General features: G+C 34.3%; 21 protein-coding genes. 20 read left to right on the top strand and 1 reads right to left on the bottom strand.

Features of this window, described 5'->3' with window-relative positions; genetic code table 11:
- Window positions 1-115 precede the first annotated feature (115 nt).
- Complete coding sequence (locus H628_RS0100695; RefSeq protein ID WP_027824714.1) at window positions 116-2,974, top strand: non-ribosomal peptide synthetase; 2,859 nt, start codon at window positions 116-118, stop codon at window positions 2,972-2,974.
- A gap of 129 nt (window positions 2,975-3,103) precedes the next feature.
- A complete protein-coding gene (locus H628_RS0100690) occupies window positions 3,104-3,673 on the top strand; it encodes a GDSL-type esterase/lipase family protein (protein WP_027824713.1) in 570 nt (189 codons plus the stop codon).
- A 39-nt stretch (window positions 3,674-3,712) separates the two neighbouring features.
- On the opposite strand, the gene H628_RS0100685 is transcribed toward H628_RS0100690, so the two are convergent.
- The gene (locus H628_RS0100685; RefSeq protein WP_027824712.1) at window positions 3,713-4,246 is read right to left on the bottom strand and encodes a 3'-5' exonuclease; all 534 of its coding nucleotides are present in this window, start codon (window positions 4,244-4,246) and stop codon (window positions 3,713-3,715) included.
- Window positions 4,247-4,350: 104 nt separating this feature from the next.
- Here H628_RS0100685 and murB point away from each other — a divergent pair, with 104 nt between their 5' ends.
- From murB to H628_RS0100595, 18 genes are all read left to right on the top strand, one after another.
- Entirely contained in the window at window positions 4,351-5,241 is an 891-nt protein-coding gene (gene murB / locus H628_RS0100680) for a UDP-N-acetylmuramate dehydrogenase (protein ID WP_027824711.1), read from the top strand.
- A gap of 24 nt (window positions 5,242-5,265) precedes the next feature.
- Window positions 5,266-6,366, top strand: a complete 1,101-nt coding sequence (locus H628_RS0100675) for an ABC transporter ATP-binding protein (protein WP_027824710.1) — start codon at window positions 5,266-5,268, stop codon at window positions 6,364-6,366.
- Window positions 6,356-7,168, top strand: coding sequence for an ABC transporter permease (locus tag H628_RS0100670; RefSeq protein ID WP_027824709.1), 813 nt, complete (start codon window positions 6,356-6,358; stop codon window positions 7,166-7,168). The genes H628_RS0100675 and H628_RS0100670 overlap by 11 nt, the downstream gene beginning before the upstream one ends.
- On the top strand, window positions 7,165-7,968 hold the full coding sequence (locus H628_RS0100665; RefSeq protein ID WP_027824708.1) for an ABC transporter permease: 804 nt from the start codon (window positions 7,165-7,167) through the stop codon (window positions 7,966-7,968). Before H628_RS0100670 ends, H628_RS0100665 begins: the two co-directional genes overlap by 4 nt.
- Window positions 7,965-9,038, top strand: coding sequence for an ABC transporter substrate-binding protein (locus tag H628_RS0100660; protein ID WP_027824707.1), 1,074 nt, complete (start codon window positions 7,965-7,967; stop codon window positions 9,036-9,038). The genes H628_RS0100665 and H628_RS0100660 overlap by 4 nt, the downstream gene beginning before the upstream one ends.
- Window positions 9,039-9,083: 45 nt before the next feature.
- Window positions 9,084-9,911: a diadenylate cyclase CdaA gene (gene cdaA, locus H628_RS0100655; protein ID WP_034538061.1), complete on the top strand. Its 828-nt coding sequence runs from the start codon at window positions 9,084-9,086 to the stop codon at window positions 9,909-9,911.
- Complete coding sequence (locus H628_RS0100650) at window positions 9,908-10,876, top strand: CdaR family protein (protein WP_027824705.1); 969 nt, start codon at window positions 9,908-9,910, stop codon at window positions 10,874-10,876. Before cdaA ends, H628_RS0100650 begins: the two co-directional genes overlap by 4 nt.
- 19 nt (window positions 10,877-10,895) lie before the next feature.
- Window positions 10,896-12,248 carry a phosphoglucosamine mutase gene (glmM, locus tag H628_RS0100645; RefSeq protein WP_027824704.1) on the top strand — a complete coding sequence of 451 codons (1,353 nt, stop codon included), beginning with the start codon at window positions 10,896-10,898 and terminating at the stop codon, window positions 12,246-12,248.
- 137 nt (window positions 12,249-12,385) lie between these two features.
- Entirely contained in the window at window positions 12,386-13,972 is a 1,587-nt protein-coding gene (locus H628_RS0100640; RefSeq protein ID WP_027824703.1) for an ATP-binding cassette domain-containing protein, read from the top strand.
- A gap of 184 nt (window positions 13,973-14,156) precedes the next feature.
- Window positions 14,157-15,968, top strand: coding sequence for a glutamine--fructose-6-phosphate transaminase (isomerizing) (gene glmS / locus H628_RS0100635; RefSeq protein WP_027824702.1), 1,812 nt, complete (start codon window positions 14,157-14,159; stop codon window positions 15,966-15,968).
- An 88-nt stretch (window positions 15,969-16,056) separates the two neighbouring features.
- Window positions 16,057-16,866: a Cof-type HAD-IIB family hydrolase gene (locus tag H628_RS0100630; RefSeq protein WP_027824701.1), complete on the top strand. Its 810-nt coding sequence runs from the start codon at window positions 16,057-16,059 to the stop codon at window positions 16,864-16,866.
- A 15-nt stretch (window positions 16,867-16,881) separates the two neighbouring features.
- The gene (locus tag H628_RS0100625) at window positions 16,882-17,685 is read left to right on the top strand and encodes a Cof-type HAD-IIB family hydrolase (RefSeq protein WP_027824700.1); all 804 of its coding nucleotides are present in this window, start codon (window positions 16,882-16,884) and stop codon (window positions 17,683-17,685) included.
- A 103-nt stretch (window positions 17,686-17,788) separates the two neighbouring features.
- Entirely contained in the window at window positions 17,789-18,229 is a 441-nt protein-coding gene (locus H628_RS0100620) for a CopY/TcrY family copper transport repressor (RefSeq protein ID WP_027824699.1), read from the top strand.
- A gap of 24 nt (window positions 18,230-18,253) precedes the next feature.
- Window positions 18,254-18,619 carry a cupredoxin domain-containing protein gene (locus H628_RS0100615; RefSeq protein ID WP_034538059.1) on the top strand — a complete coding sequence of 122 codons (366 nt, stop codon included), beginning with the start codon at window positions 18,254-18,256 and terminating at the stop codon, window positions 18,617-18,619.
- The gene (locus H628_RS0100610) at window positions 18,619-20,523 is read left to right on the top strand and encodes a copper-translocating P-type ATPase (protein ID WP_027824697.1); all 1,905 of its coding nucleotides are present in this window, start codon (window positions 18,619-18,621) and stop codon (window positions 20,521-20,523) included. Before H628_RS0100615 ends, H628_RS0100610 begins: the two co-directional genes overlap by 1 nt.
- 80 nt (window positions 20,524-20,603) lie before the next feature.
- Window positions 20,604-20,978 carry a fluoride efflux transporter FluC gene (locus H628_RS0100605; RefSeq protein WP_027824696.1) on the top strand — a complete coding sequence of 125 codons (375 nt, stop codon included), beginning with the start codon at window positions 20,604-20,606 and terminating at the stop codon, window positions 20,976-20,978.
- Window positions 20,975-21,310 (top strand): CrcB family protein, encoded by a 336-nt coding sequence (locus tag H628_RS0100600; RefSeq protein ID WP_027824695.1) that lies wholly within the window; start codon window positions 20,975-20,977, stop codon window positions 21,308-21,310. Before H628_RS0100605 ends, H628_RS0100600 begins: the two co-directional genes overlap by 4 nt.
- Window positions 21,307-22,017, top strand: coding sequence for a hypothetical protein (locus H628_RS0100595; protein WP_027824694.1), 711 nt, complete (start codon window positions 21,307-21,309; stop codon window positions 22,015-22,017). The genes H628_RS0100600 and H628_RS0100595 overlap by 4 nt, the downstream gene beginning before the upstream one ends.
- Window positions 22,018-22,019 lie beyond the last annotated feature (2 nt).

Genomic DNA, 22,019 nt, shown 5'->3' with positions numbered 1-22,019 from the left:
GACGGTAATTTTGTTTAGGTATATCTTGATAAATAAGCCAAAGATTAAACAAATTATAAACCTTTATTATATACTTAACAATACTTTTATATTTTAGAGAGGGAGAGTAAGTAAAATGTTTTTTCTTCAAAAACTTGCTAAACGTATAGAAACCATCCCTGATAGAGTTGCAATCAGTTCATCAACTGGCAATTTGTCATTTAGACAAGTAAATAATATTGCTAATCAACTAGTAGAAAAATTAAAAAATAAGCAGAATATTGTTCCTTTTTACTTACAAAATACGCGTTTCGTACTTCCTGTAATTTTAGGAATTTGGAAAGCAGGAAAAATCCCGATGCCACTTGTTTCAGCTTTACCTCTTAATGAAGCACTAAAGCGTGTTCAAGAAGTAGAATGGAATTCCTTGGTAACTGATTTTGTGGTAACTGATTATGATTTTACTAATATAAATGTTGAGGAATTTGACCCAGATAAAAATATAAGCTTTAATTTTCAAGCTTCTAGTCCTAAATATGCTTATATTCTTGCAACATCAGGTAGTACTGGGGTACCGAAGAAAGTATTTTTGACTGAAGAAAATATTAAATGGTTACTATCTGAATTATATCCATTAATTCACGTTAATAGTGAAACGCGCTTCCTTTTCTCAACACCATATTCTTTTGATGTTTCATTAACCGAGATTCTTTCACCAATTTTGACCGGGGCAGAGCTTGTTTGTTTGCCTACTAGTCCATCAAAAACTGAAAGTATTCGCCTAATTCCTAAATTGATTAACGAAGAAAAAATCACTCATTTATCTTTATCTCCTTCATTTGCCGATGCTTTGTTAACAATCGGAGGGCCCGATATTTTTAAAAAATTAAAATTTTTAATGGTTGCTGGAGAAGCTTTTCCAATTGACTTAGCGAAAAAACTTAAAGCAAGTTTGAAGAGTGGATGTCGAGTTTTTAACTTATATGGACCAACTGAAACAACGATTTATGCTACTTATCACGAAGTGACCCTTAATGAAAATAATTATGTTCCAATTGGAAAACCTTTTTCTGGTGCAATTGTTAAGTTAGTCAATCAAGAGGGGAATAAAGGAGAACTTTATATTGGCGGCAAAGGTGTAACTCAAGGCTATGTGTTAGATCCTGTGAAAAAGCGAGAAAAGTTTATTTCTGAAGCAGGAATTAATTACTATAAAACAGGTGATATTGTTGAGCAATTAGATAATGGTGAATTGGTATTTTTAGAGCGAATGGATGATCAAGTTCAAGTTAATGGTATTAGAATTGAACTTGGTGAAGTGAAAACTATTGCGAGTGAAGTAATGGGCGTAAAATCTGCAGTTGCTAAATATCAAAATGGTCGAATTTATATTTTTTATCTAGCTGACAATGATAAAACGGCTGAAATTAATCATAAACTTCCGCGGTATTTAAATCCGATAATTATTCGAGTACCTGAGTTTCTATATACTTATAATCGAAAAATTGACGCAAAAAAGATGATTGAAAAATATTATCTTAAAAAGCAATACTTGCGTAATGATACCAAGGATATTGAGCAGGAACTTGAAAAATTGCTTGCGAAATTTAATGTATCAGCTTTAAAAGATTTGGATTCATTAGATTTGGTCCGTTTTATAATTGAAGTTGAAAGTGCATTTAAAATCGAAATAGAGGATGCAGAACTTAACCAAATTAATAATCTGTCACAACTAGATCAATTAGTTGTGAAAAAGCTAACTGGTAATAATGAAGTCAAAGGTGCATTTGCTAGTGAAGTTGACCTAGATAATTTAAAGTTATTGTTTGATAATTTTAGCGCTGAATATGGATCTGAGCCAATCATTGCCTCTCCAACAGCACAGAGTCTTTTCTCACAAGGTAAAACTTCTTTTTCGATATTAGAGTTTGATTTAAAAGAAACCAGCTATACAGAAATTAGCAGAATCTATCAATTGTTAACTGAATTAGCTAATAAAGTTGATTTATTAAACTATGCTTGGTTTATTAATGACAAAAAATTAGAGTTTAGGCCAATATTAAACTCTTCAATTCCATTTTTGGTTACAACAGGGGAAATTAAACGTTCTGATTTAGAAAAAATAATGTATCAAAAGCCTGGTCAACCAATTTTTATAGCCCTAGTTGATTTATCTTCTTCAAAATTAAGATTAATTTTTTCTCATCATAGTTTAGATGCTGCTTCTGCAAATTTATTAAAAAAGATGTTTAGTAATTTATATCAGGGGGATGAACTAGCTTCAGCACTTCCAGTTAGTTCTTTTGCTTCATATTCTAAATTCTTAAAAAAGCAAAATGAACATGTTGATTTAGCAAAAGCAATTGAAGAAATTCCAGAAACAAAAGAGAATTTAAATTTATTTAAGGATAAAAAGCTTCTACATGTAATTTCTTTTCCAGCCAAGGTAAAAGATGTAGATACTGCTTATATTCAAGGCATTTATACTTTAGCTAAGGCAGTTATTAGTGAAAGACATCTTAGTCAAGTTACAGGTAAACTTGCGCTTAATATTCGGAAGTTCAAGGCGTTTGATGCCCAAAATGTGCTTGGTGATTTGCATGCAACGCTCCCTTGGGAAGTTAAAGCAACTGATAGTTTAGCTGATTTTAAACAAAGATATTTTGTAACTAAGCAGCTTTATCAAACGGGTGTTGACTATCGTTATTGCTTATTTAATAAACTAGGAAAAAATCCTGAATTTTTATCAGTTTTAAAAAAGAAATGGAAAGCAATGAATCTTTCACCAAATTATTTGGGTGAAGTGAAGTCAGTACAGGCAGTTATTGATGAAATTTGGCAACTTCCTTTTAAAGCTAACTATATTACTATGGTTTCTAATCATGGGAAAATGTATGCAATCTTGTATGGTAACTTATTGAAAGAAAAAAATATTAAGCTTTGTATTGGTGGAAAAGAGTTAGTAGTGAAAAATCAAATTTTAGAGAAAGAATAAAATAAAGACGTAATTGAACTGTCGTGTTCAGTTACGTCTTTTTGTGGTAAAACTAAATCAACAGACCTTATGGCTTTAGGATAATATAATACTAAACAACTAATGGAAGATAGATTATAGAGAAGCACTATGAAACTTTTACTCACTGGAGATAGCATTATTGCTCGTTATGAGGGGCTGAATGAACCAAGACTAAATGCGAATATAGAAAAAATTATTGCCAATCCTCAAATTACTAATACTGCTATTTCAGGCATTAACAGTAATTATTTACTTAATCACTTGGATGAATTGATTTTAAATCGGCCATTAGCAGATTATGTTGTAATTTTGATTGGAACTAATGACTGTGCCTTTCATAAGCAAATACCAATAGCAAGATTTGCTTACAATATGGATTTACTTGCCAAAAAAGTCTTAACAAAATATTCGGCTAAGCAACTTATTTTTATTTCTGCACCAGCGGTAGATGAAGCTAGACAACGCGTTAGAGATAACAAAACTGTTGCTAAATATAATGGTGAAATTGAAAAGATAGCTGAGCAATATCAGCTTCATTTTATTGACTTACAAAAATTAATGATTAATTCTGAGCTAAGTTTAACTGAGATATGTCATGGTTTGCGCAATGATGGGTTACATTTTGGTCAAGCTGGTTATGCACTAATGGCAGATGCAATTGCTGAAATTATCAAGTAAAAAAGACGTAATTGAACTTTTGTGTTCAGTTACGCCTTTTTATCTTTGTTCGATTAAATTTTTGATTGGCTCATCGCCCATTTTTTCGTTTTGTTTTATCAAAATTCCGGCACAAGCTTCACTATCACTTAAAGCATTGTGATGATGCCAAAGTTCAACGCCTAATGCATCTGAAACAGTATTCAGTTTATGATTTGGTAAATCAGGTTCAAATAGGCGACTTGTTTTTAAAGTGTCAATTACTAAATAATGTGGCTCAGCGATATCATATCGTGCTAGTGACATCTTCAAGACATTTGCATCAAATCTAGCGTTATGAGCCGCTACAAGCATCCCTGGTTGATACAAAGCCTTAATTTTAGGCCATACTTCAGCCATCGTTGGTGCATCTTTGACGTCATCTGGTGTAATTTGATGAACGCAAATATTACGTCCGTCAAAAGGCATTTGCGGATTAATTACAGTATAGAAACGATCGACAATTTTATTGTCTCTAACCATTACTAAGGCAAGAGAACATGCGCTTTCAGGGTGGCGATTGGCAGTTTCAAAGTCCATTGCGATAAAATTCATTTTAAAATTCTCCTTAAATGTAAACAATTTCAGTATAGCATATTACTGCAGTGTAGCTGTTTTTGCGTTAAAATAATAAAGATGATATTTCTGGAGGGTTGCCGATGAAAATTGACGAATTAATTGCCTTAGGCATGAATATAAAAGAAAAAATTGCACTTAGCAAATATACCTTTACCAAAACCGGTGGCTGTGCACAGTATTTAGCCTTTCCTAAAAGTTTATCTGAACTTGAAAAATTAGTTGCTGCTGCAAAAGTTGATAAGTTACCAATCACAGTCATTGGTAATGCGTCAAACTTGATTATTTCAGATAATGGAATCGATGGCTTGGTTATCATTTTAACTGATATGAATGAAATTAAGCTAGATGGAAATTATGTTGAAGCTCAAGCCGGAGCACGAATTATCGACACTTCATTTTTTGCCGGTAATCATAGCTTGTCTGGACTTGAATTCGCAGCTGGAATACCTGGTAGCGTTGGTGGGGCTGTCTTTATGAATGCTGGTGCTTATGGTGGCGAAACTGAAGAAGTAATTGATGAAGTTACGGTGTTAAATCGGTCTGGTGAGTATAAAAAATATAATCATGATGAAATGAAGTTCAGCTATCGGCACTCACTAGTACAAGATACTGGTGATATTGTGGTTGCAGCTCGTTTTGTCTTAAAACCAGGCGATAAGCATAAGATTTTAGATCAAATGAAATATTTGAATGCATTGCGTCGTTATAAGCAACCACTTGAATATCCTTCATGTGGTAGTGTTTTCAAGCGCCCAACAGGACACTTCGTTGGACCGATGCTGATTAAGGCCGGCCTTCAAGGAAAGCAAATTGGTGGTGCCCAAGTTTCAACTAAGCATGCTGGTTTTATTGTTAATAAAGGTGGAGCAACAGCAACTGATTATTTGAATTTGATTCATTATATTCAAGAAACGATTAAGCGCGAGCGCGGGATTGATTTAGAGACTGAAGTTCGGATTATTGGAAAATAAGAATTAAAAGGGGAAAACTACAAAGTGAATATTATTGAACTTAAACATGTCACCAAAAAATATGATGACGGATTTGTAGCTTTAAAAGATATCAACTTAACAATTGAATCTGGAAAATTTTATTCATTACTTGGTCCTAGTGGTTCAGGAAAAACCACAATTTTGAGAATTATTGCTGGCTTTAGTTCAGCTACAAGTGGACAAATTTTGTTTGATGGTAAAGATATTACCAATTTAGATGCAGCTAAGCGCCACTTGAATACTGTCTTTCAAAATTATGCGCTCTTTCCACATCTTGATGTATATGAAAATGTTGCGTTTGCTTTAAAACTTAAGAAAAAGCCTGAAAAAGAAATCAAAGCTGCAGTAAAAGAAGCTTTGCACACAGTACGTCTTGATGGTTATGCTAATCGAGAAATCTCTGAGTTATCTGGTGGACAGCAGCAGCGTGTTGCCATTGCCCGTGCGATTATCAATAAGCCGAAGGTATTACTACTTGATGAAAGTTTGTCAGCTCTTGACAAGCGTTTGCGTAAAGAAATGCAATTTGAACTAAGAGCAATTCAAAAGAAATTGGGCATCACCTTTATTTTTGTTACTCACGATCAAGAAGAAGCTTTGGCAATGAGTGATGAAATCTTTGTTTTAAATGAAGGCACCATCCAACAATCTGGGACACCAGTTGATATCTATGATGAACCAGTTAATGACTTTGTTGCTCGCTTTATTGGGGATTCAAACATTGTTCCTGGTAAGATGATTCAGGACTACGAAGTTGAGTTTGTGAATAAGCGTTTTGAATGTGCTGATGCTGGAATTAATCCTCGAGAAAAAGTTGAAGTGGTTTTAAGACCGGAAGATTTAGATATTGTTAGCCCTGAAAAAGGAAAATTAGTTGTTACTGTTGAAAGTCAATTGTTCCTAGGTGATCACTTTGAAATTAAGGCTCATGACGGGGATGAAAATGAATGGTTAATTCATTCAACTAATCCAACTGAAGTTGGTAAGGAAGTAGGGCTTTACTTTGATCCAGAAGATATTCATGTTATGCGCTTTGGTGAAAGTGAAGCAGAATTTGATGCTCGACTAGAAAAGTACGAAGGAGAAGATGAAGATGAAAACTAAAAAACTCTTCTTTTTACTTCCCTATAGTCTTTGGATAGTTTTATTTGTTATCTTACCTTTACTATTAATTTTTTGGACTTCGTTAACTGGTACTGGTCACATCAGTTTTGAAAATTTTGCTAACTTTTTTACTAATGCAACTTTTCTACGGATGACCTTGAATTCATTTTGGTATGCCTTATTAATTACCTTATTTACGCTTTTAATTTCATATCCAACTGCATATATTTTGACCAAGATGAATAATCAGCAATTCTGGTTAATGCTGATTATTTTACCAACTTGGATTAATTTACTTTTAAAAGCTTATGCCTTTATCGGGATTTTTGGACAAGGTGGATTAGTTAATAGCTTTTTGCACTTATTTGGTTTAGGCCCAGTTAATATTTTATTTACTAATTTTGCCTTTATTTTTGTTGCAACTTATATTGAAATTCCGTTCATGATTTTGCCAATTTATAATGCAATCAAAGAAATTGACCCAGCCTTAATTAATGCTGCTTCAGATTTAGGTGCAAGTCGCTGGCAAACCTTTAAAAAAGTTATTTGGCCTTTATCGCTTCCTGGAGTTGAAAGTGGTGTTCAAGCAATTTTTATTCCTTCATTATCACTTTTCATGTTGACACGTTTAATTGGGGGAAATCGCGTTATTACTCTGGGGACTGCAATTGAGGAATATTTCACAACCACGATGAACTGGAGCATGGGTTCAACTATTGGTGTGATTTTAATTATTTTGATGGTTGCAGTTATGCTCTTAACCGGTGAAAAAACTAAGAAAAAGAAGGAGGTTAAACTATGAAAAAATTAGGTAGCAAGTTATATTTAGCATTAGTTTTAGTTGTTTTATATATCCCAATTTTTTATTTAATAGTTTATTCCTTCTCTTCAGGTAAAAATATGGACAAGTTCCAAAGTTTTACTTGGGTTCATTATCAAGAATTACTAGTAGATGGAAGATTATTAGCAATCTTTTTAAATACAATTATGTTGGCGCTACTTTCAAGTTTAGTAGCAACAATTATTGGTACCTTGGGTGCTATTGCCATTAACAATACTAAGTCTAAGAAAAAGCGGGCAAGTTTGTTAGCGTTGAATAATGTGTTAATGGTCTCTCCTGATGTTATTATTGGATCAAGTTTCTTAGTTTTCTTTACCGTTTTAGGTATTAGTTTAGGCTTTGGTTCAGTTTTACTAAGTCATATTGCCTTTTCAATTCCAATTGTTGTTTTGATGGTTTTACCTCGCTTAAAGGAAATGGATAATTCATTAATTGATGCAGCCAAAGACTTAGGTGCTAATAGCTGGCAAGTATATAGTAAGGTTTTGATTCCATATATTAGTCCAGGTATTTTAGCTGGAATGTTTATGGCTTTGACTTATTCTTTAGATGATTTTGCGGTAACTTTCTTTGTAACAGGTAATGGTTTTACTACGCTGTCAGTTGAAATTTACTCACGTGCACGGCAGGGGATTAACCTAGAGATTAATGCCTTATCAACGATTATGTTTTTGATCGTTTTGATTTTAGTTGCAGGTTACTATCTTTTAGCTAAGCGTCATAAGGGGCACAAGCCTGAGATTGGAGGGCTCATCAAATGAAAAAATTAGTTTCAGGAGCAATCTTAATTTTACTGGTTTGTCTAGGTTTAAGTTTTGCAGCCAATAAGTTAGATTCATCGAGTGTCTCTGCCTCCAACAAGTCTTTGATTATCTATAACTGGGGCGATTATATTGATCCTAAACTCATTTCAAAATTTGAAAAAGAAACGGGTTACAAGGTGATTTATGAAACTTTTGACTCAAATGAGGCTATGTATACTAAGATTAAACAAGGTGGAACTAGTTACGATTTAGCAATCCCAAGTGATTATATGATTACCAAAATGCGGAAGAGCCATTTGCTAGATAAAATTGACACTAGTAAGTTGAGTAACTTTAAGTATTTAAATTCTAGGTTTTTACATCAGTCCTTTGATAGCAAGAATCAATATTCTGTTCCATATTTCTGGGGAACTTTAGGAATTGTCTATAATGATAAGTTTGTCAAACCAGGAGAAATAGAACACTGGAATGACTTGTGGAAGTCTAAGTGGCATAATAATATTCTTTTAGTTGATTCAGCTCGTGATATTATGGGCTTGTCATTAGCTTCAATGGATTATTCAATGAATACAACTAATTCGGTGGAACTAAAGCTTGCAAAAACGAAGCTTGATGCATTAGGTACTAATGTTAAAGCAATCATTTCCGATGAAATGAAGATGTATATGATTCAAAATGAAGCTGCAATTGGTGTCACTTGGTCTGGTGAAGCAAGTGAAATGTTAAGTAATAATAAGCATTTGCACTATATTGTCCCATCAGAAGGATCAAATCTTTGGTTTGACAATCTTGTGATGCCTAAAACTGCAAAAAATAAAAAAGCAGCATACGCCTTTATTAACTTCATGTTAAATCCTAAAAATGCAGCCCAAAATGCAGAATATGTAGGCTATGCTACTCCAAATAAGGCAGCACTTAAGTATTTGCCTAAAGATGTTATAAACGACAAACAATTTTATCCAGATGATAAAACTTTGAGTCACTTGCAGGTGTATCGCGATTTAGATCAAAAGAAAGTTCAAGAATATAACGACTTATTCTTAGAATTTAAGATGTATTCTAGATAGAATTCCAAAAATACTTATAAGGAGGGGATTGCTATTTTTAATTTTATGGATTTATTTACCTGGAAGTATATCTCAGTCATTTTAGATATCTTAGTTGTTTGGTACATTCTTTATTTGCTTTTAATGCTAATTAAGGGTACCAAGGCTGTTCAGCTAGCTAAGGGATTGATTGTTATTTGGCTGGCAAGAGTAGTTGCAGGCTGGATTGGGTTGAATACTTTTGGTTATTTAATTGATCAACTGCTATCTTGGTCAGTTATCGGTGTTATTGTTATTTTTCAACCTGAAATCCGGCGCGGACTAGAGCACCTTGGTAGAATGCCTATTTTTAATGGTAGTGGCAAGACTGAAAAACAAATTTCGGAAAAGTTTGTGGCTGAACTTGATAAAGCTATTCAATATATGAGTAAAAGAAGAATTGGAGCTTTAATTACAATTCAGCAAAATACTGGATTAGATGATTATATTGAAACTGGGATTGGCCTTGACGCTGAAGTTACTGGGGCATTATTAATTAATATTTTTATTCCTAATACGCCTCTACATGATGGAGCGGTTATTATTCGCAATGGCCGTATTGCAGTTGCGGCAGCTTACCTACCCTTGTCCGATAACTCGATGATTCCTAAAAAGCTAGGAACTCGTCACCGTGCTGCCGTTGGTATCAGTGAAGTTACTGATGCAATCACAATCGTTGTCTCAGAAGAAACTGGTGGGGTAACTATCACTAAGAACAGTCAATTTATGCTTGATATGAGTAGAGATGAATACTTGAAGTATTTAACTAGTGAGTTAGTACCTCAAGAAGAAGTTAAGCAAACACCTTTACAAAAAGTAATTGGCAAACTATGGAAATGGGGGGCTGAACGATGAAACGCTTTTTTGATAAACCCTGGTTCTATAAAGTCCTGTCCTTGCTATTTGCAATTTTGCTAGTAATGTATATCGATTCAACGCAAAAAGGTTACTTTATTCAAGGTGAAAATAGCAAAACTCAGCAAACTGCAATTAAAAAAGTTACTTTGAGTGTCCCTCTGCAAGTTTCTGTAAATACCGATGAATATTATGTCACAGGATATCCTGAAAAAGTAAAAATGACAATTTCTGGTGCAAGTGCAGTTGTTACATCAACTCAAAACACCCAAAATTTCAGAGTATATCTTGATTTAACTAAGTATAAAATTGGTAAACATCGAGTAAAAGTTAGAGTTAGTGGTTTAAATAATCAACTTGAAGCTAGTTTCAACCCTAAGAGCGTAAAGGTTAACATTCAAAAGAGAAAATCTCGCTCACTTCCGGTTCAAATAGAGTATAATAAAAATGCTGTGGCAAAGGGCTATCAACTTGGTACTCCAAAATCTAATCCACAAGTCGTTAGTGTGAGTGGAGCTAGGAGTGAAGTAAATCAAATTGATAAGATTGTCGCAAAAGTTGGTTTGCCTAGTGGTATTACTAAGAGCTTTAACAGACAAGTAATGTTAATTGCAGAAGATAAGAAAGGTAATCAACTTAATGTGGTAATTGATCCTTTGGCAGTTAATATTAAGATTCCGATTTCATTACCAAGTAAGACTGTGAAGTTACACTTTAACACTAAAAATGAGGTAAGTGGAAAAGTATATTCGATTTCAAGTAATATATCTGAAGTAAAGCTTTATGGTAGTGAGTCAACATTGAAAAAAATAAAGGAACTCGACGTTAATGTTGATTTATCAGGAGTGACAGCAAGCACTACTAGAAAGGTAAAATTAACTTTACCTTCTGGTGTAGTCAAGGCTAATATGGAAGATGTTAGTGTTCAAATTGCTGTAACTAGTGGATCTCAATCTAATATATAAGAAAGGTAGTTTATTTGAAATGTTAAAATATTTTGGAACTGATGGAGTTCGTGGTATTGCAAATGAAGTATTAACTCCAGAAATGGCCTTTAAGTTAGGTCGTATGGGCGGTTATGTTTTAACTAAACACAAGCAAGATGGAGAAAAAGCTAAAGTCTTAGTTTCTCGCGATACAAGAATTTCTGGCCAAATGTTAGAATATGCTTTAATTTCTGGATTACTTTCAGTTGGTATTGAAGTTTTGGAATTAGGAGTTATTACAACTCCAGGTTTATCTTACTTAGTACGGGCTCAAGGTGCAGATGCAGGTGTTCAGATTTCAGCTTCTCACAATCCTGTTCAAGATAACGGAATTAAGTTTTTTGGTAGTGATGGTCTTAAGTTATCTGATGCCAAAGAAGAAGAAATAGAACAATTAATTGATGCTCCAGTAGACGACTTGCCACGTCCTTCAGCAGTTGGCTTGGGTACTGTGACAGATTACCACGAAGGTGCATCAAAGTACTTACAATTTATTGAACAAACTATTCCAGAGGATTTAGATGGTATTAAAGTCGTTGTTGACGGTGCAAATGGTGCTTCAAGTCACTTGATTTCACGTTTATTTGCTGACTTAAACATTGACTTTACTACTATTGCTACTCATCCAGATGGCTTAAACATTAATGACCATGTAGGTGCAACTCATACTAAGAAGTTACAAGAAGAAGTTGTTAAGCAAGGTGCAGATCTTGGTTTAGCCTTTGATGGGGATGCAGATAGATGTATCGCTGTTGACGAAAATGGTAATGAAGTTGATGGGGACCACATTATGTACGTAATTGGTACTTACTTAGCTGAACACGGCCGTCTTAAGAAAGATACTATTGTAACTACTGTTATGAGTAACCTTGGCTTTACCAAGGCTTTAGAGCGAGCAGGATTAAAGAATATCCGGACTCAAGTTGGTGACCGTTATGTCTCAGAAGAAATGCGTGCTAACGGCTACAACCTCGGTGGTGAACAATCTGGTCACGTTATTATCAGTGATTACCACAATACTGGTGACGGTATGCTTACTGGACTTCATTTAATGCTTGTGATGAAGAAGACTGGTAAGAAGTTAACTGAACTTTTGAAGGACTTCAAAGAATACCCACAACGCTTAATCAATGTTCCAGTTAAGGACAAGAAGGCTTGGAAGCAAAATGAAAAGGTAATGGCTGTTATTAAAGAAGTAGAAGATGAAATGAATGGTGATGGTCGTGTTCTTGTAAGACCATCAGGTACACAAGAATTACTTCGGGTAATGGCTGAAGGCCCAACTCAAGAACAAACTGATGCTTATGTAAATAAGATTGTTGAAGTTGTTAAAGCTGAAATGGGCGAATAGAATATATAAATTTTAATTTGAAGCTTGATTTCGATTTTTATCGAAATCAGGCTTTTTTATTATAAAAATTACAGTTGACTTAAATCCCCCCTGAATATAATAAAAAAATAAATAATGTATTATAGAGGAGGACAAAAATGAAAAAATACCTCGAAAAGAAATTAGTTTATGCTTGTTTATTTCTTACTGTTATTGCTGCTTTAGAAACACCATTTGGAACTTGGACTTACTCTCAAATTTTCGCCATGATCAGTGCTGGCGATAAAAAGCGTGTAATCGCAGAAATTTTATTTATTATTTTAGCCACAGCATTCTTAGTACTTGCACAATATTTGTATGCTAGGTCTCTTAACCAAACAATTTTTTCATTTAATGAGAATGTTAGAACTTATTTGTTAAAATCAACTTTCTCCACAGAAGATGAAAATATTTCTGCCAAGTTATCTTTTGTTAACAATGACTTGGAAATGATTGAAAGAAATTATATCTCACAAATTTTTTCTTTTATTTCAAGTGTTGTTAGTCTAGTAGTCTGTCTTTTATTAGCAATTAATGCTAACTTTATCTTAACCTTGATTTTTATGGCTTTCTCATCTCTATCTGTGATTGCACCAAAGATTATGGCTAAAAAAGTTCAAGAAAGTTCCAAAATTTGGAGTGATAAAGTTTCTAAATATACAGGTTTTATGAATGACTATCTAAAGCATATTAATTTGATTTTGCACTATAATGCTTTCCCATTTTTATTTGAAAAAGGGAAAAAAGTGGTCTATGAATCAGCTAACGCCAAGAAAAAGCGGGATAACACTATTGCGCTCAGTAATTTTATTGCCGGAATTTTAGCATATGCCTTGTCATTTCTTCCTATTGGAATTGGTATTTGGTTTGTAATTGATAAACGTTTATCACTTTCTTCTTTTATTATGGTTCAATATTCAAGTGCTTGGATTGTTAACAATATTTTGGCAATTAATGGTTCGCTTACAACGATTAATTCAGCTAAGCCATTACTTAAGCACTTTGATCAGCTTCAAATCCTATCTGAAAAGACGAGAAGTGGTGAGAATGAACAAGTTGAGTTTTCAGCTTTAAATGTAGAGCATATTTCATTTGCTTTTGATGAGCATCAAGTAGTTAAAGATGTAAATCTAGTAATTAATAAGGGTGATAAGATTTTAATAACAGGGCGCTCCGGACAAGGGAAGAGTACCTTGTTACATTTACTTACTAATGCTTTAAAACCTGATAGCGGCAAAGCCTTTTTTGTTACAGCTGGTGGTCAAAAAATACTAACCAAGCCAGAGTATTTTGGTGAAGTTGATCAAAATTCTAATATTTTTAACGATACTTTTCGCTTTAACTTAACTTTAGGTAGAGAATTTTCTGATGAAGAAATAAATGTTGCCCTTAATAAGGCAGGCCTAACAGAATTGGGTCAAAGAGTGGGATTAGATGGTCAAATTAATGAAGATGGAAACAATTTGTCAGGTGGTGAGAAGAAGCGGATTGAACTAGCACGTGCCTTTTTGTATAATCGAAACTTCTTATTAATAGATGAAGGAACGGCATCTTTAGACCCTAAGACCGCTGAAGATATCCATAATTTACTTTTAGACGATTCTAACTTGACAGTTATTGAGATCGATCACCATATTCCAGACGATATACGTAAAAAATTCAGTAAATGCTATGAGTTAAAAGATAGTAATTTATTATTAATTTAATTATATATTATAGAAGCAGCGCGATTAGCTGCTTTTTCTTTTGCCAATCTATACCAATTTTAATTAGAACTGGATGAAAACACTTGACCTAAACTTTGTAAACCGCTATTATTGCAAATGTAACTAAGAATTTAAATATAGCTTTTAATTGACCGAATTGAGCTATACCAAAGGAGAAAATAATATGTGTGGAATTGTTGGTGTAGTTGGTAAGCCAGCTAGAGAAGTCATCTTAAATGGTTTAAAGAATTTGGAATACCGTGGTTATGACTCTGCTGGTATTTATCTTAATGACTTAAATGGTCATGACTACTTAACTAAGGCTGTTGGCCGAATCAAGAATTTGGAAGCTAAATTAACTCCAGATGAACAAGGCTTAGTTGGTATTGGCCATACTCGTTGGGCAACTCATGGCAAGCCAACTGTTGACAATGCTCACCCTCATTTTGATGAAAGCCACCGTTTCTATTTAGTACATAATGGTGTGATTGAAAATTATCGTGACTTGAAGGAAAAGTACTTACAAGGTGTTAACTTCAAGTCAGAAACTGATACTGAAGTTATTGTTCAATTAGTTGCTAAAATTGCTAGAGAAAATAATTTAGATGCTTTTTCTGCCTTTAAGAAAGCTTTAAAGTTAGTTGTTGGTTCATATGCCTTCTTATTAGTTGATAGCCAAAAGCCAGACCACATTTACATTGCTAAGAACAAGTCACCAATGATGCTTGGTGTTGGTGATGGCTTTAACATCATTGCTTCAGATGCTATTAGTGTCCTTGACCAAACTAAGACTTTTGTAGACTTACAAGATGGCGATGTTGCTGATGTAACTAAGGATAGCTACCATATTGAAACTATTGATGGTGAAGCTGTAGAAAGAAAGCCTCATAAGTTAAATATTGATCCAAACGCAGCATCAAAGGGCACTTACGAATTCTACATGCTCAAGGAAATTGATGAACAACCTGCTGTAATGCGTCGTATTAGTAATGATTACTTCAGTCAAGATGGTGATGTTAAGGTTGATAATGATATTGTCAAGGCAATGGCTGACAGTGATCGAATTTACATTTTAGCTGCCGGCACTTCATATCACGCAGGTTTAGTAGGTAAGAACTTAATTGAAAAGTATTCAGAAATTCCAGTTGAAGTTGGTTTGGCATCAGAATTTGGTTACCACTTCCCAACTTTGTCTAAGAAGCCATTCTTTATCTTCTTATCACAATCTGGTGAAACTGCTGATTCACGGGTAGTCTTGAAGCAAGTTAATGAACGTCATTTACCAAGTTTAACTATGACTAATGTTGAAGGTTCAACCTTATCACGTGAAGCAACTTATACAATGCTTTTAAAGGCTGGTCCTGAAATTGCGGTTGCTTCAACTAAGGCATACACTGCTCAAATTGCAGTTCAAGCTGTCTTAGCTAAGGCCGTTGGTGAAGCTAAGAATCTTAAGGTTGCTGAAGACTTTGATTTGAAGAACCAATTAGCATTAGCTGCTGAAGGTATGCAAGAATTAGTTGATGGTAAAGAAAAAATTGATGCTTTAGCTAAGAAGTACTTACCATGTGCACGTAATGCCTTTTACATTGGCCGTGGTGTTGATTATGCTGTTGCCTTAGAAGGTGCACTTAAGCTTAAAGAAGTATCTTACATTCAAACTGAAGGTTTTGCAGCTGCTGAACTTAAGCACGGAACTATTGCTCTGATTGAACAAGATACTCCAGTTATTGCCTTGATTAATGACCCTGCTACAAGTGATTTAACTCGTGGTAATATTCGTGAAGTTCAAAGTCGTGGTGCAAACGTTATGGTCTTTGCTATGAAGGACTTTGCACATGAAGGCGATGATGTAATCTTACCTAAGATTGATTACTACTTGTCACCATTATTAACGGTAGTACCTACACAATTATTAGCTTACTATGCTTCAAAGAACAAGGGCTTAGATGTTGATAAGCCAAGAAACTTAGCTAAGAGTGTAACTGTTGAATAAAAGCTGATTAAGAGTCTGCATTTTTTGCAGGCTCTTTTTCATGCTTTTTGATATAATATTTCTATATAAACTGAATGGGGGAAATAAGATGACCATAAAAATGTTAGCAGTTGACTTAGATGGAACTTTATTAACTTCAACTAATACAATCGCATCAGAAACTAAAAGGATGTTGACGATTGCACGTAAATCCGGAATCAAAATTGTATTAGCTTCTGGTAGACCCCTGTCCGGCATCTTGCAATACGCTGATGAACTTGGCTTAGAAGGTGATGATCAATTTGCCACTGTATTTAATGGTGGAGTTGCACAATCTTATTCTGGTCATGTTTTATTTAGTCATGAACAAAATTATCATGACTTTGAAACGATGATACGGTTGCAGCGACTAGCAGATATTAACTTGCACTTTGAAACAACTGAAGCATTTTATACCTTGGACCGTGATATTAATGTTCAGATGGGGATTAATGCAAGTACAACTAATAATCGAATTTTGGTTAGAGATAAGAAAGAGATTCCCAAAGACTTTACTTATATTAAGTGTGAATATACTGGCTCAACTGAGGAAGTCAGTCGCTTTTGGAATCGAATCCCCGATTGGGTTGAAAAACAGTATAATGTGGTTCGCAGTGCTGAAAATATTGTCGAATTCAATAATCCTTCAGCTTCTAAGGGATTAGCCTTGGCTGAATTAGCTGATAGATTAGGCTTTGAAGAAAATGAAGTTATGCTTTTTGGGGACCAAGGAAATGACATTTCAATGTTTAGTAATCCTAACTTCTTTAAAGTGGCAATGGGCAACGCAATTGATGAAATTAAAGAGCGAGCTGATTATGTGACTGATGATAACAATCATAATGGGATTGCTAAAGCTCTTAAGAAGTTTGTCCTGTAAGGTTGAGGTGATTTTATGGCAATAAAAATGATAGTAACTGACTTAGATGGCACCTTATTAACTTCTAATCATACAGTTAGTTCGCAAACAGCAGCTGCCTTAAAGCAGGCTAATGATCAAGGAATACTAGTAATGCCAGCATCAGGTAGGCCTTTATCAGGAGTAGTATCTTACTTTAAAGAAATAGGAATTTCTCCAGACAATTATGCTGTTGTCTTTAATGGTGGCATGGTGCAAAAATTAACCGGAGAAGTTGTTGTTAGTCATCTTTTAAGCTATGAAGATTTGACCGACTTAATTAAGCTAAGCGAAGGGAGTCAATGTACATTGCAATTTATGCAAAAAGATTGCTACCTGACGCTAGAAAGCCAATTATCTGATTTGATGAAATTAACAACTAAGTTAACTAAGATGCCATTCAAATTTATTAAAAAGGAAGAGCTAAGTAGCGATTTTACTTTTATCAAGGCTGAATTTTTAGGGTCAGCAAGTGAAATTGCTAAATTAAAAGCTAAAATTCCTAAGGATTGGTATCAGCGTTGGGAAATTTCTGGTAGTGGTGATCAAATTATTGAGATTAATGCACCGGGTGCGACTAAGGGAAACGCAGTACATGAATTAGCAGAAAAATTAAAGATTAAGGACTCAGAAGTTGTGGTTTTTGGTGATCAGGCCAATGATTTGTCAATGTTTAAAAATGATTCTTTTTGTAAAGTAGCGATGGGAAATGCAATTGATGACCTCAAAAAACGTGCTACATTTGTTACTGCAAGTCATGATGAAGATGGAATTGCCAAGGCATTAAAGCAAATTTTGTAGAAGAAGACCGAAAGGTCTTCTTTTTTAGTTAAATCGGTTGACAAATGTAAACGCAAAATTATAATGGATTATGTTGTTTACAAATGTAAACAGAGGTGGAAAGATGAATAAGCAAATAACAACAGAAAATATTTCAAGTGCTGAATGGGATGTAATGAGAATAATTTGGACCTTAGATCAGGCAAAATGTAGTGAGATTATTGCGGAACTTAAGCCAAAAAACAATTGGTCAGAATCAACGATTAAAACTTTGATTCGTAGATTAATCGAAAAGGGGATAGTTTCTGCTGATAAGACAGGTCGAACTTTCACTTATTCAGCTACCGTTTCAGAAAATGAAATGATGTATCAAGTAGCAAAAGGAATGTTCAGCAATATGTGTGATATGCATAAGGGCCAACTTTTAATTCGTCTAATTAAAGAGCTACCTCTATCAAAATCTGCAATTCAAGAAATTCAGACAGAACTTACTCAGATGGAAAAAGTTGCACCAGAGACGGTTCCCTGTGACTGTTTATCAAAAAATAAAAAACACCAATGTTAAAAAGAAAAAGGAGAGGTTATTATTATGATGATTTCAGTAATTATTGCAATATTATTGATTGTATTCATTGTTTGGTGGTTTTACTTCCGTAAGGTGGATGATTCTAAAGCAGTAGAAGCAAATAACAATTTGCAAAAAGCACAAGTGGTTATTCAAGGCGGCTATACTCCTTCAACCTTAGTTTTACAAAAAGGAATTCCAGCAGAAGTTGAATTTCTACAAAAAGATTCAACTGCATGTTTAGCAGAAATTAAGTCAGCTGAGTTAGCCTTAGATCAAAAAATTGAGCCTAATGAAAAAATTTCCGTCAAAGTTCCAACAGATCAAGCTGGTGAATTTAATTATAGTTGTGGTATGAATATGTTTCATGGAAAGGTCGTAGTTAAGTAATGCGATTAACTACCCGGCAAAAAGTTATTATCACGTTAATTTTGGCGTTACCACTGTTGATTCAAATGGTATTAATGCCATTTAAGATTAAAATTCCAGCTTATAATTATGTTGCGTTTGTTTTAACCACTTTAATCATGCTTTTGATTGCCAAGGATTACTACTTTAGTGCTTGGGCCGCTTTTAAAAAAAGTCAAGCAAATATGAATACTTTAGTTGCTATCGGAACGATGGTAGCTTATGGTTACAGCTTATTTGCAATGTTTACTGGTCATGATGTCTATTTTGAAAGTGCTGCAATTGTCCTTTTATTTGTCCTTGTTGGTGATAGTCTTGAAGAAAGTATGCGAAGCCGAGCAAGTGGTGCTTTAAAAAAATTATTAAAGTTACAAGCTAAAGAGGCCATTATTTTAGATGAGGGAAAAGAACGCACTATAAGTATTGAGCAGATTAAGCCCGGTGATATTTTAATTGCAAAACCTGCAATGAAAATTGCGGCAGATGGAATTGTTGTAAGTGGTAATAGTCACGTTGATGAGTCAATGATTACTGGTGAAAGTTTGCCAGTAGAAAAACAAGTTGGTGACAAGGTGGTTGGTGCTACGGTCAATTACGATGGTGTTATCAATTATCGCGTTACTAAAATCGGTAAAAATACTGTTCTTAATCAGATTGTTGAATTTGTTAAAAAAGCACAGGCTTCAAAAGCGCCAATTCAACGATTAACTGATAAGTTCGCCCAATATTTCGTGCCCGCTGTTTTAATCTTCGCAATTATTACTTTTGAGATTTGGTATGTTGCATTAGGCGCAGGGATTGATCAAAGCTTAATTTTTGCAGTTAATGTAATTGTGATTGCTTGTCCATGTGCACTGGGATTAGCAATTCCAACAGCATTAATGGTAGGGACAAATTTAAGTGCCAAACAAGGAATCTTGATTAAGAATGGTCAAGCACTTGAAGCAATTAATCAAGTTTCAACTCTTGTTTTTGATAAGACGGGAACAATTACTAAGGGAGAACCAGTTGTAACCGATATTGTTGGTGATGTAAAGCAAGTTTTAACCTTAGCTAATAACTTGGAGCAAGATAGTGAACATCCTCTTGCTAAGGCGATTTTAAAAGCTGCAGCTAAATATAAATTACCAAACTGTAATGTCAAAAACTTTAAAGTACATAAAGGTGCTGGTATTTCAGGCGAAGTTAATGGACAAGAAGTTTTTATTGGTAATGAAAAAATGGTAACCAATTTAAGCGATAAACTGTTAGCAGCTACCAAAAAATTAGAAGCACAAGCCAAGACTTGTGCTTATGTAGGTACAAATGGCGAAGCAATTGGTGTAATTGCGATGCAAGATGTACCAAAGGCAAATGCCAAGCAAGTAATTAATAAATTAAAAGAAATGGGTAAAGAGACAATCATTTTAACAGGAGATAACGATTCTGTTGCGCAGGCAATTGGACAAGCAATTGGAATTGATAAAGTGATTAGTCAAGTTTTACCTAATGAAAAGGCGAAAGAAATCAAGAAATTACAAACTAAAAGCAAGGTCGCATTTGTAGGGGATGGAATCAATGATGCACCAGCTCTTTCAACGGCAGATGTCGGAATTGCTATGGGTAGTGGCACTGATATTGCAATTGAAAGTGGCGAGATTGTACTAATGCAAGATGATTTGATGAGCTTGCTTAAGGCTTTAAAGATTTCAAAGAAAATTTTTAACCGGATTAAACTTAATCTTTTCTGGGCTTTCATTTATAACATCATTGGTATTCCAATAGCTGCGGGCCTTTTTAGTCAACAAGGAGTAGTTCTCACTCCTGAATTTGCAGGATTAGCGATGGCTTTAAGTTCAGTTTCTGTAGTTACAAGTTCATTATTATTAAATAAGATTAAGTTGTAGTATTGCGTAGCAGGCGTGGGCGTAGTCCTCACGCCTGCTTTTTTGTGGTAAAATTACTAAAGTGATTTGGAGATGAAACTATGAAGAATGGACGCGATTATTTGAGCGTAGCGATTTTTGCCTTTTTTGGGGGTATTTGTCGCTATTTCTTAACTAATATTTATAATCAAGTTGGTACAATTATTTGTAATTTATTAGGTTGCTTTTTACTGGCTTTCTTAACTTTTTACAGTATAAATAAATTCGTTTTTCCTGCTTGGCTTAATTTAAGTTTAGGAACGGGTTTTGTTGGTGCATTTACCACTTTTTCTAGCTTTGAACTTGATGGTTTAAAGGCTACCTTAGCTGGAAATTTTCAATTTGCTAGTGTTTATTTCTTAATTTCAATTGTTGCTGGTTACTTAATGGCATATCTTGGGATGAAATCAGGAGAAAAGGTGGGTGGTAAAAAGTGATTTTGGCTGGAATTGGTGCAAGTATAGGGGCCGTAATTCGTCTGTTTTTAACTCGCCATATTAAATCAGATAAGTTCCCACTAGCTACTTTGATAATTAACCTATCTGGTGCCTTTTTACTTGGCTTATTATTTGGTCTTGGATTAACTAAAACAAGTTATCTCTTTTTAGGTACAGGTTTGCTAGGCGGGTATACGACATTTTCAACTTTGAATAAAGAATTAGTTGCCGAAAAAAACATCCACTTAAAATTCGCCTATGGGCTTAGTTCTTATGTGCTCGGTTTTATTTTGGTGTTTATTGGTTTTGAGATTGGAAAGATAGTTCAATGAAGATATTAGGTTCTTGGTTAATAAAGATTCTTGCAATTTTGGGGTTATTATTATCACTTTCTATGATGATTTTCTCAGATATTTCAATTACAAGTAGCAACAATCGTTTACTTGCTAAAACTGTTATATCCCGTGTAGTTAATTCATCAGAAAGTAGCGAATTGGCATTAGGGCAAAATATTTTAGAAAGTTCAGGTTTAGAGGATGAACTTTTAAATAGTTTGCCAAAGAAAACGGTAATTTCAACCACTCCTTGGGAAGTTTATCAAATGTCCAGTCGTTTTCAGAAGGATACGACGCTTACTGCTAAAGATTTAAAATTACCTACTAAGACAGCAGGAGAAAGATTTATTTCTAAGTTTTTAGTTGCTGGTTTTAATGAAGAATTTAAGTCCGATGCTGATCAAATTAAACAAGCAGCACGTTCATATCAAATGGCCTTTTATGTAATCTTGCTTTGCTATCTTTTAAGTGCTGTCTTTATTCTATTAGGAAAACGCTGGGCTGGAATTTTTGCTTTTTTGGCAAGTCTTGGAATGGTAGGAATTGGTACATTAGCTTTTGACAAAGTAAATAGTGTATTAGCGACAGAAATATACTCAGGAATGAAAGTTACAATGAATTCTAGCTTTAATTTGGGTGTTGTCGTAAGTGGACTGGTAATGATATTATTTTTTATACTTCAAAGAAAGCATAAGAAAGGATAAAC

Origin of the sequence: Lactobacillus psittaci DSM 15354, assembly GCF_000425905.1 — a bacterium.
Classification (GTDB): Bacteria; Bacillota; Bacilli; order Lactobacillales; family Lactobacillaceae; genus Lactobacillus; species Lactobacillus psittaci.
This window is presented reverse-complemented; position numbering and strand designations above follow the sequence as displayed.

Excerpts from the sequence above, each read along its gene's own strand:
- H628_RS0100695 (WP_027824714.1), top strand. The coding sequence starts at position 116 with ATGTTTTTTCTTCAAAAACTTGCTAAACGTATAGAAACCATCCCTGAT.
- H628_RS0100690 (WP_027824713.1), top strand. The coding sequence starts at position 3,104 with ATGAAACTTTTACTCACTGGAGATAGCATTATTGCTCGTTATGAGGGG.
- H628_RS0100685 (WP_027824712.1), bottom strand. The coding sequence starts at position 4,246 with ATGAATTTTATCGCAATGGACTTTGAAACTGCCAATCGCCACCCTGAA.
- murB (WP_027824711.1), top strand. The coding sequence starts at position 4,351 with ATGAAAATTGACGAATTAATTGCCTTAGGCATGAATATAAAAGAAAAA.
- H628_RS0100670 (WP_027824709.1), top strand. The coding sequence starts at position 6,356 with ATGAAAACTAAAAAACTCTTCTTTTTACTTCCCTATAGTCTTTGGATA.
- H628_RS0100665 (WP_027824708.1), top strand. The coding sequence starts at position 7,165 with ATGAAAAAATTAGGTAGCAAGTTATATTTAGCATTAGTTTTAGTTGTT.
- H628_RS0100660 (WP_027824707.1), top strand. The coding sequence starts at position 7,965 with ATGAAAAAATTAGTTTCAGGAGCAATCTTAATTTTACTGGTTTGTCTA.
- cdaA (WP_034538061.1), top strand. The coding sequence starts at position 9,084 with ATGGATTTATTTACCTGGAAGTATATCTCAGTCATTTTAGATATCTTA.
- H628_RS0100650 (WP_027824705.1), top strand. The coding sequence starts at position 9,908 with ATGAAACGCTTTTTTGATAAACCCTGGTTCTATAAAGTCCTGTCCTTG.
- glmM (WP_027824704.1), top strand. The coding sequence starts at position 10,896 with ATGTTAAAATATTTTGGAACTGATGGAGTTCGTGGTATTGCAAATGAA.
- H628_RS0100640 (WP_027824703.1), top strand. The coding sequence starts at position 12,386 with ATGAAAAAATACCTCGAAAAGAAATTAGTTTATGCTTGTTTATTTCTT.
- glmS (WP_027824702.1), top strand. The coding sequence starts at position 14,157 with ATGTGTGGAATTGTTGGTGTAGTTGGTAAGCCAGCTAGAGAAGTCATC.
- H628_RS0100630 (WP_027824701.1), top strand. The coding sequence starts at position 16,057 with ATGACCATAAAAATGTTAGCAGTTGACTTAGATGGAACTTTATTAACT.
- H628_RS0100625 (WP_027824700.1), top strand. The coding sequence starts at position 16,882 with ATGGCAATAAAAATGATAGTAACTGACTTAGATGGCACCTTATTAACT.
- H628_RS0100620 (WP_027824699.1), top strand. The coding sequence starts at position 17,789 with ATGAATAAGCAAATAACAACAGAAAATATTTCAAGTGCTGAATGGGAT.
- H628_RS0100615 (WP_034538059.1), top strand. The coding sequence starts at position 18,254 with ATGATGATTTCAGTAATTATTGCAATATTATTGATTGTATTCATTGTT.
- H628_RS0100610 (WP_027824697.1), top strand. The coding sequence starts at position 18,619 with ATGCGATTAACTACCCGGCAAAAAGTTATTATCACGTTAATTTTGGCG.
- H628_RS0100605 (WP_027824696.1), top strand. The coding sequence starts at position 20,604 with ATGAAGAATGGACGCGATTATTTGAGCGTAGCGATTTTTGCCTTTTTT.
- H628_RS0100595 (WP_027824694.1), top strand. The coding sequence starts at position 21,307 with ATGAAGATATTAGGTTCTTGGTTAATAAAGATTCTTGCAATTTTGGGG.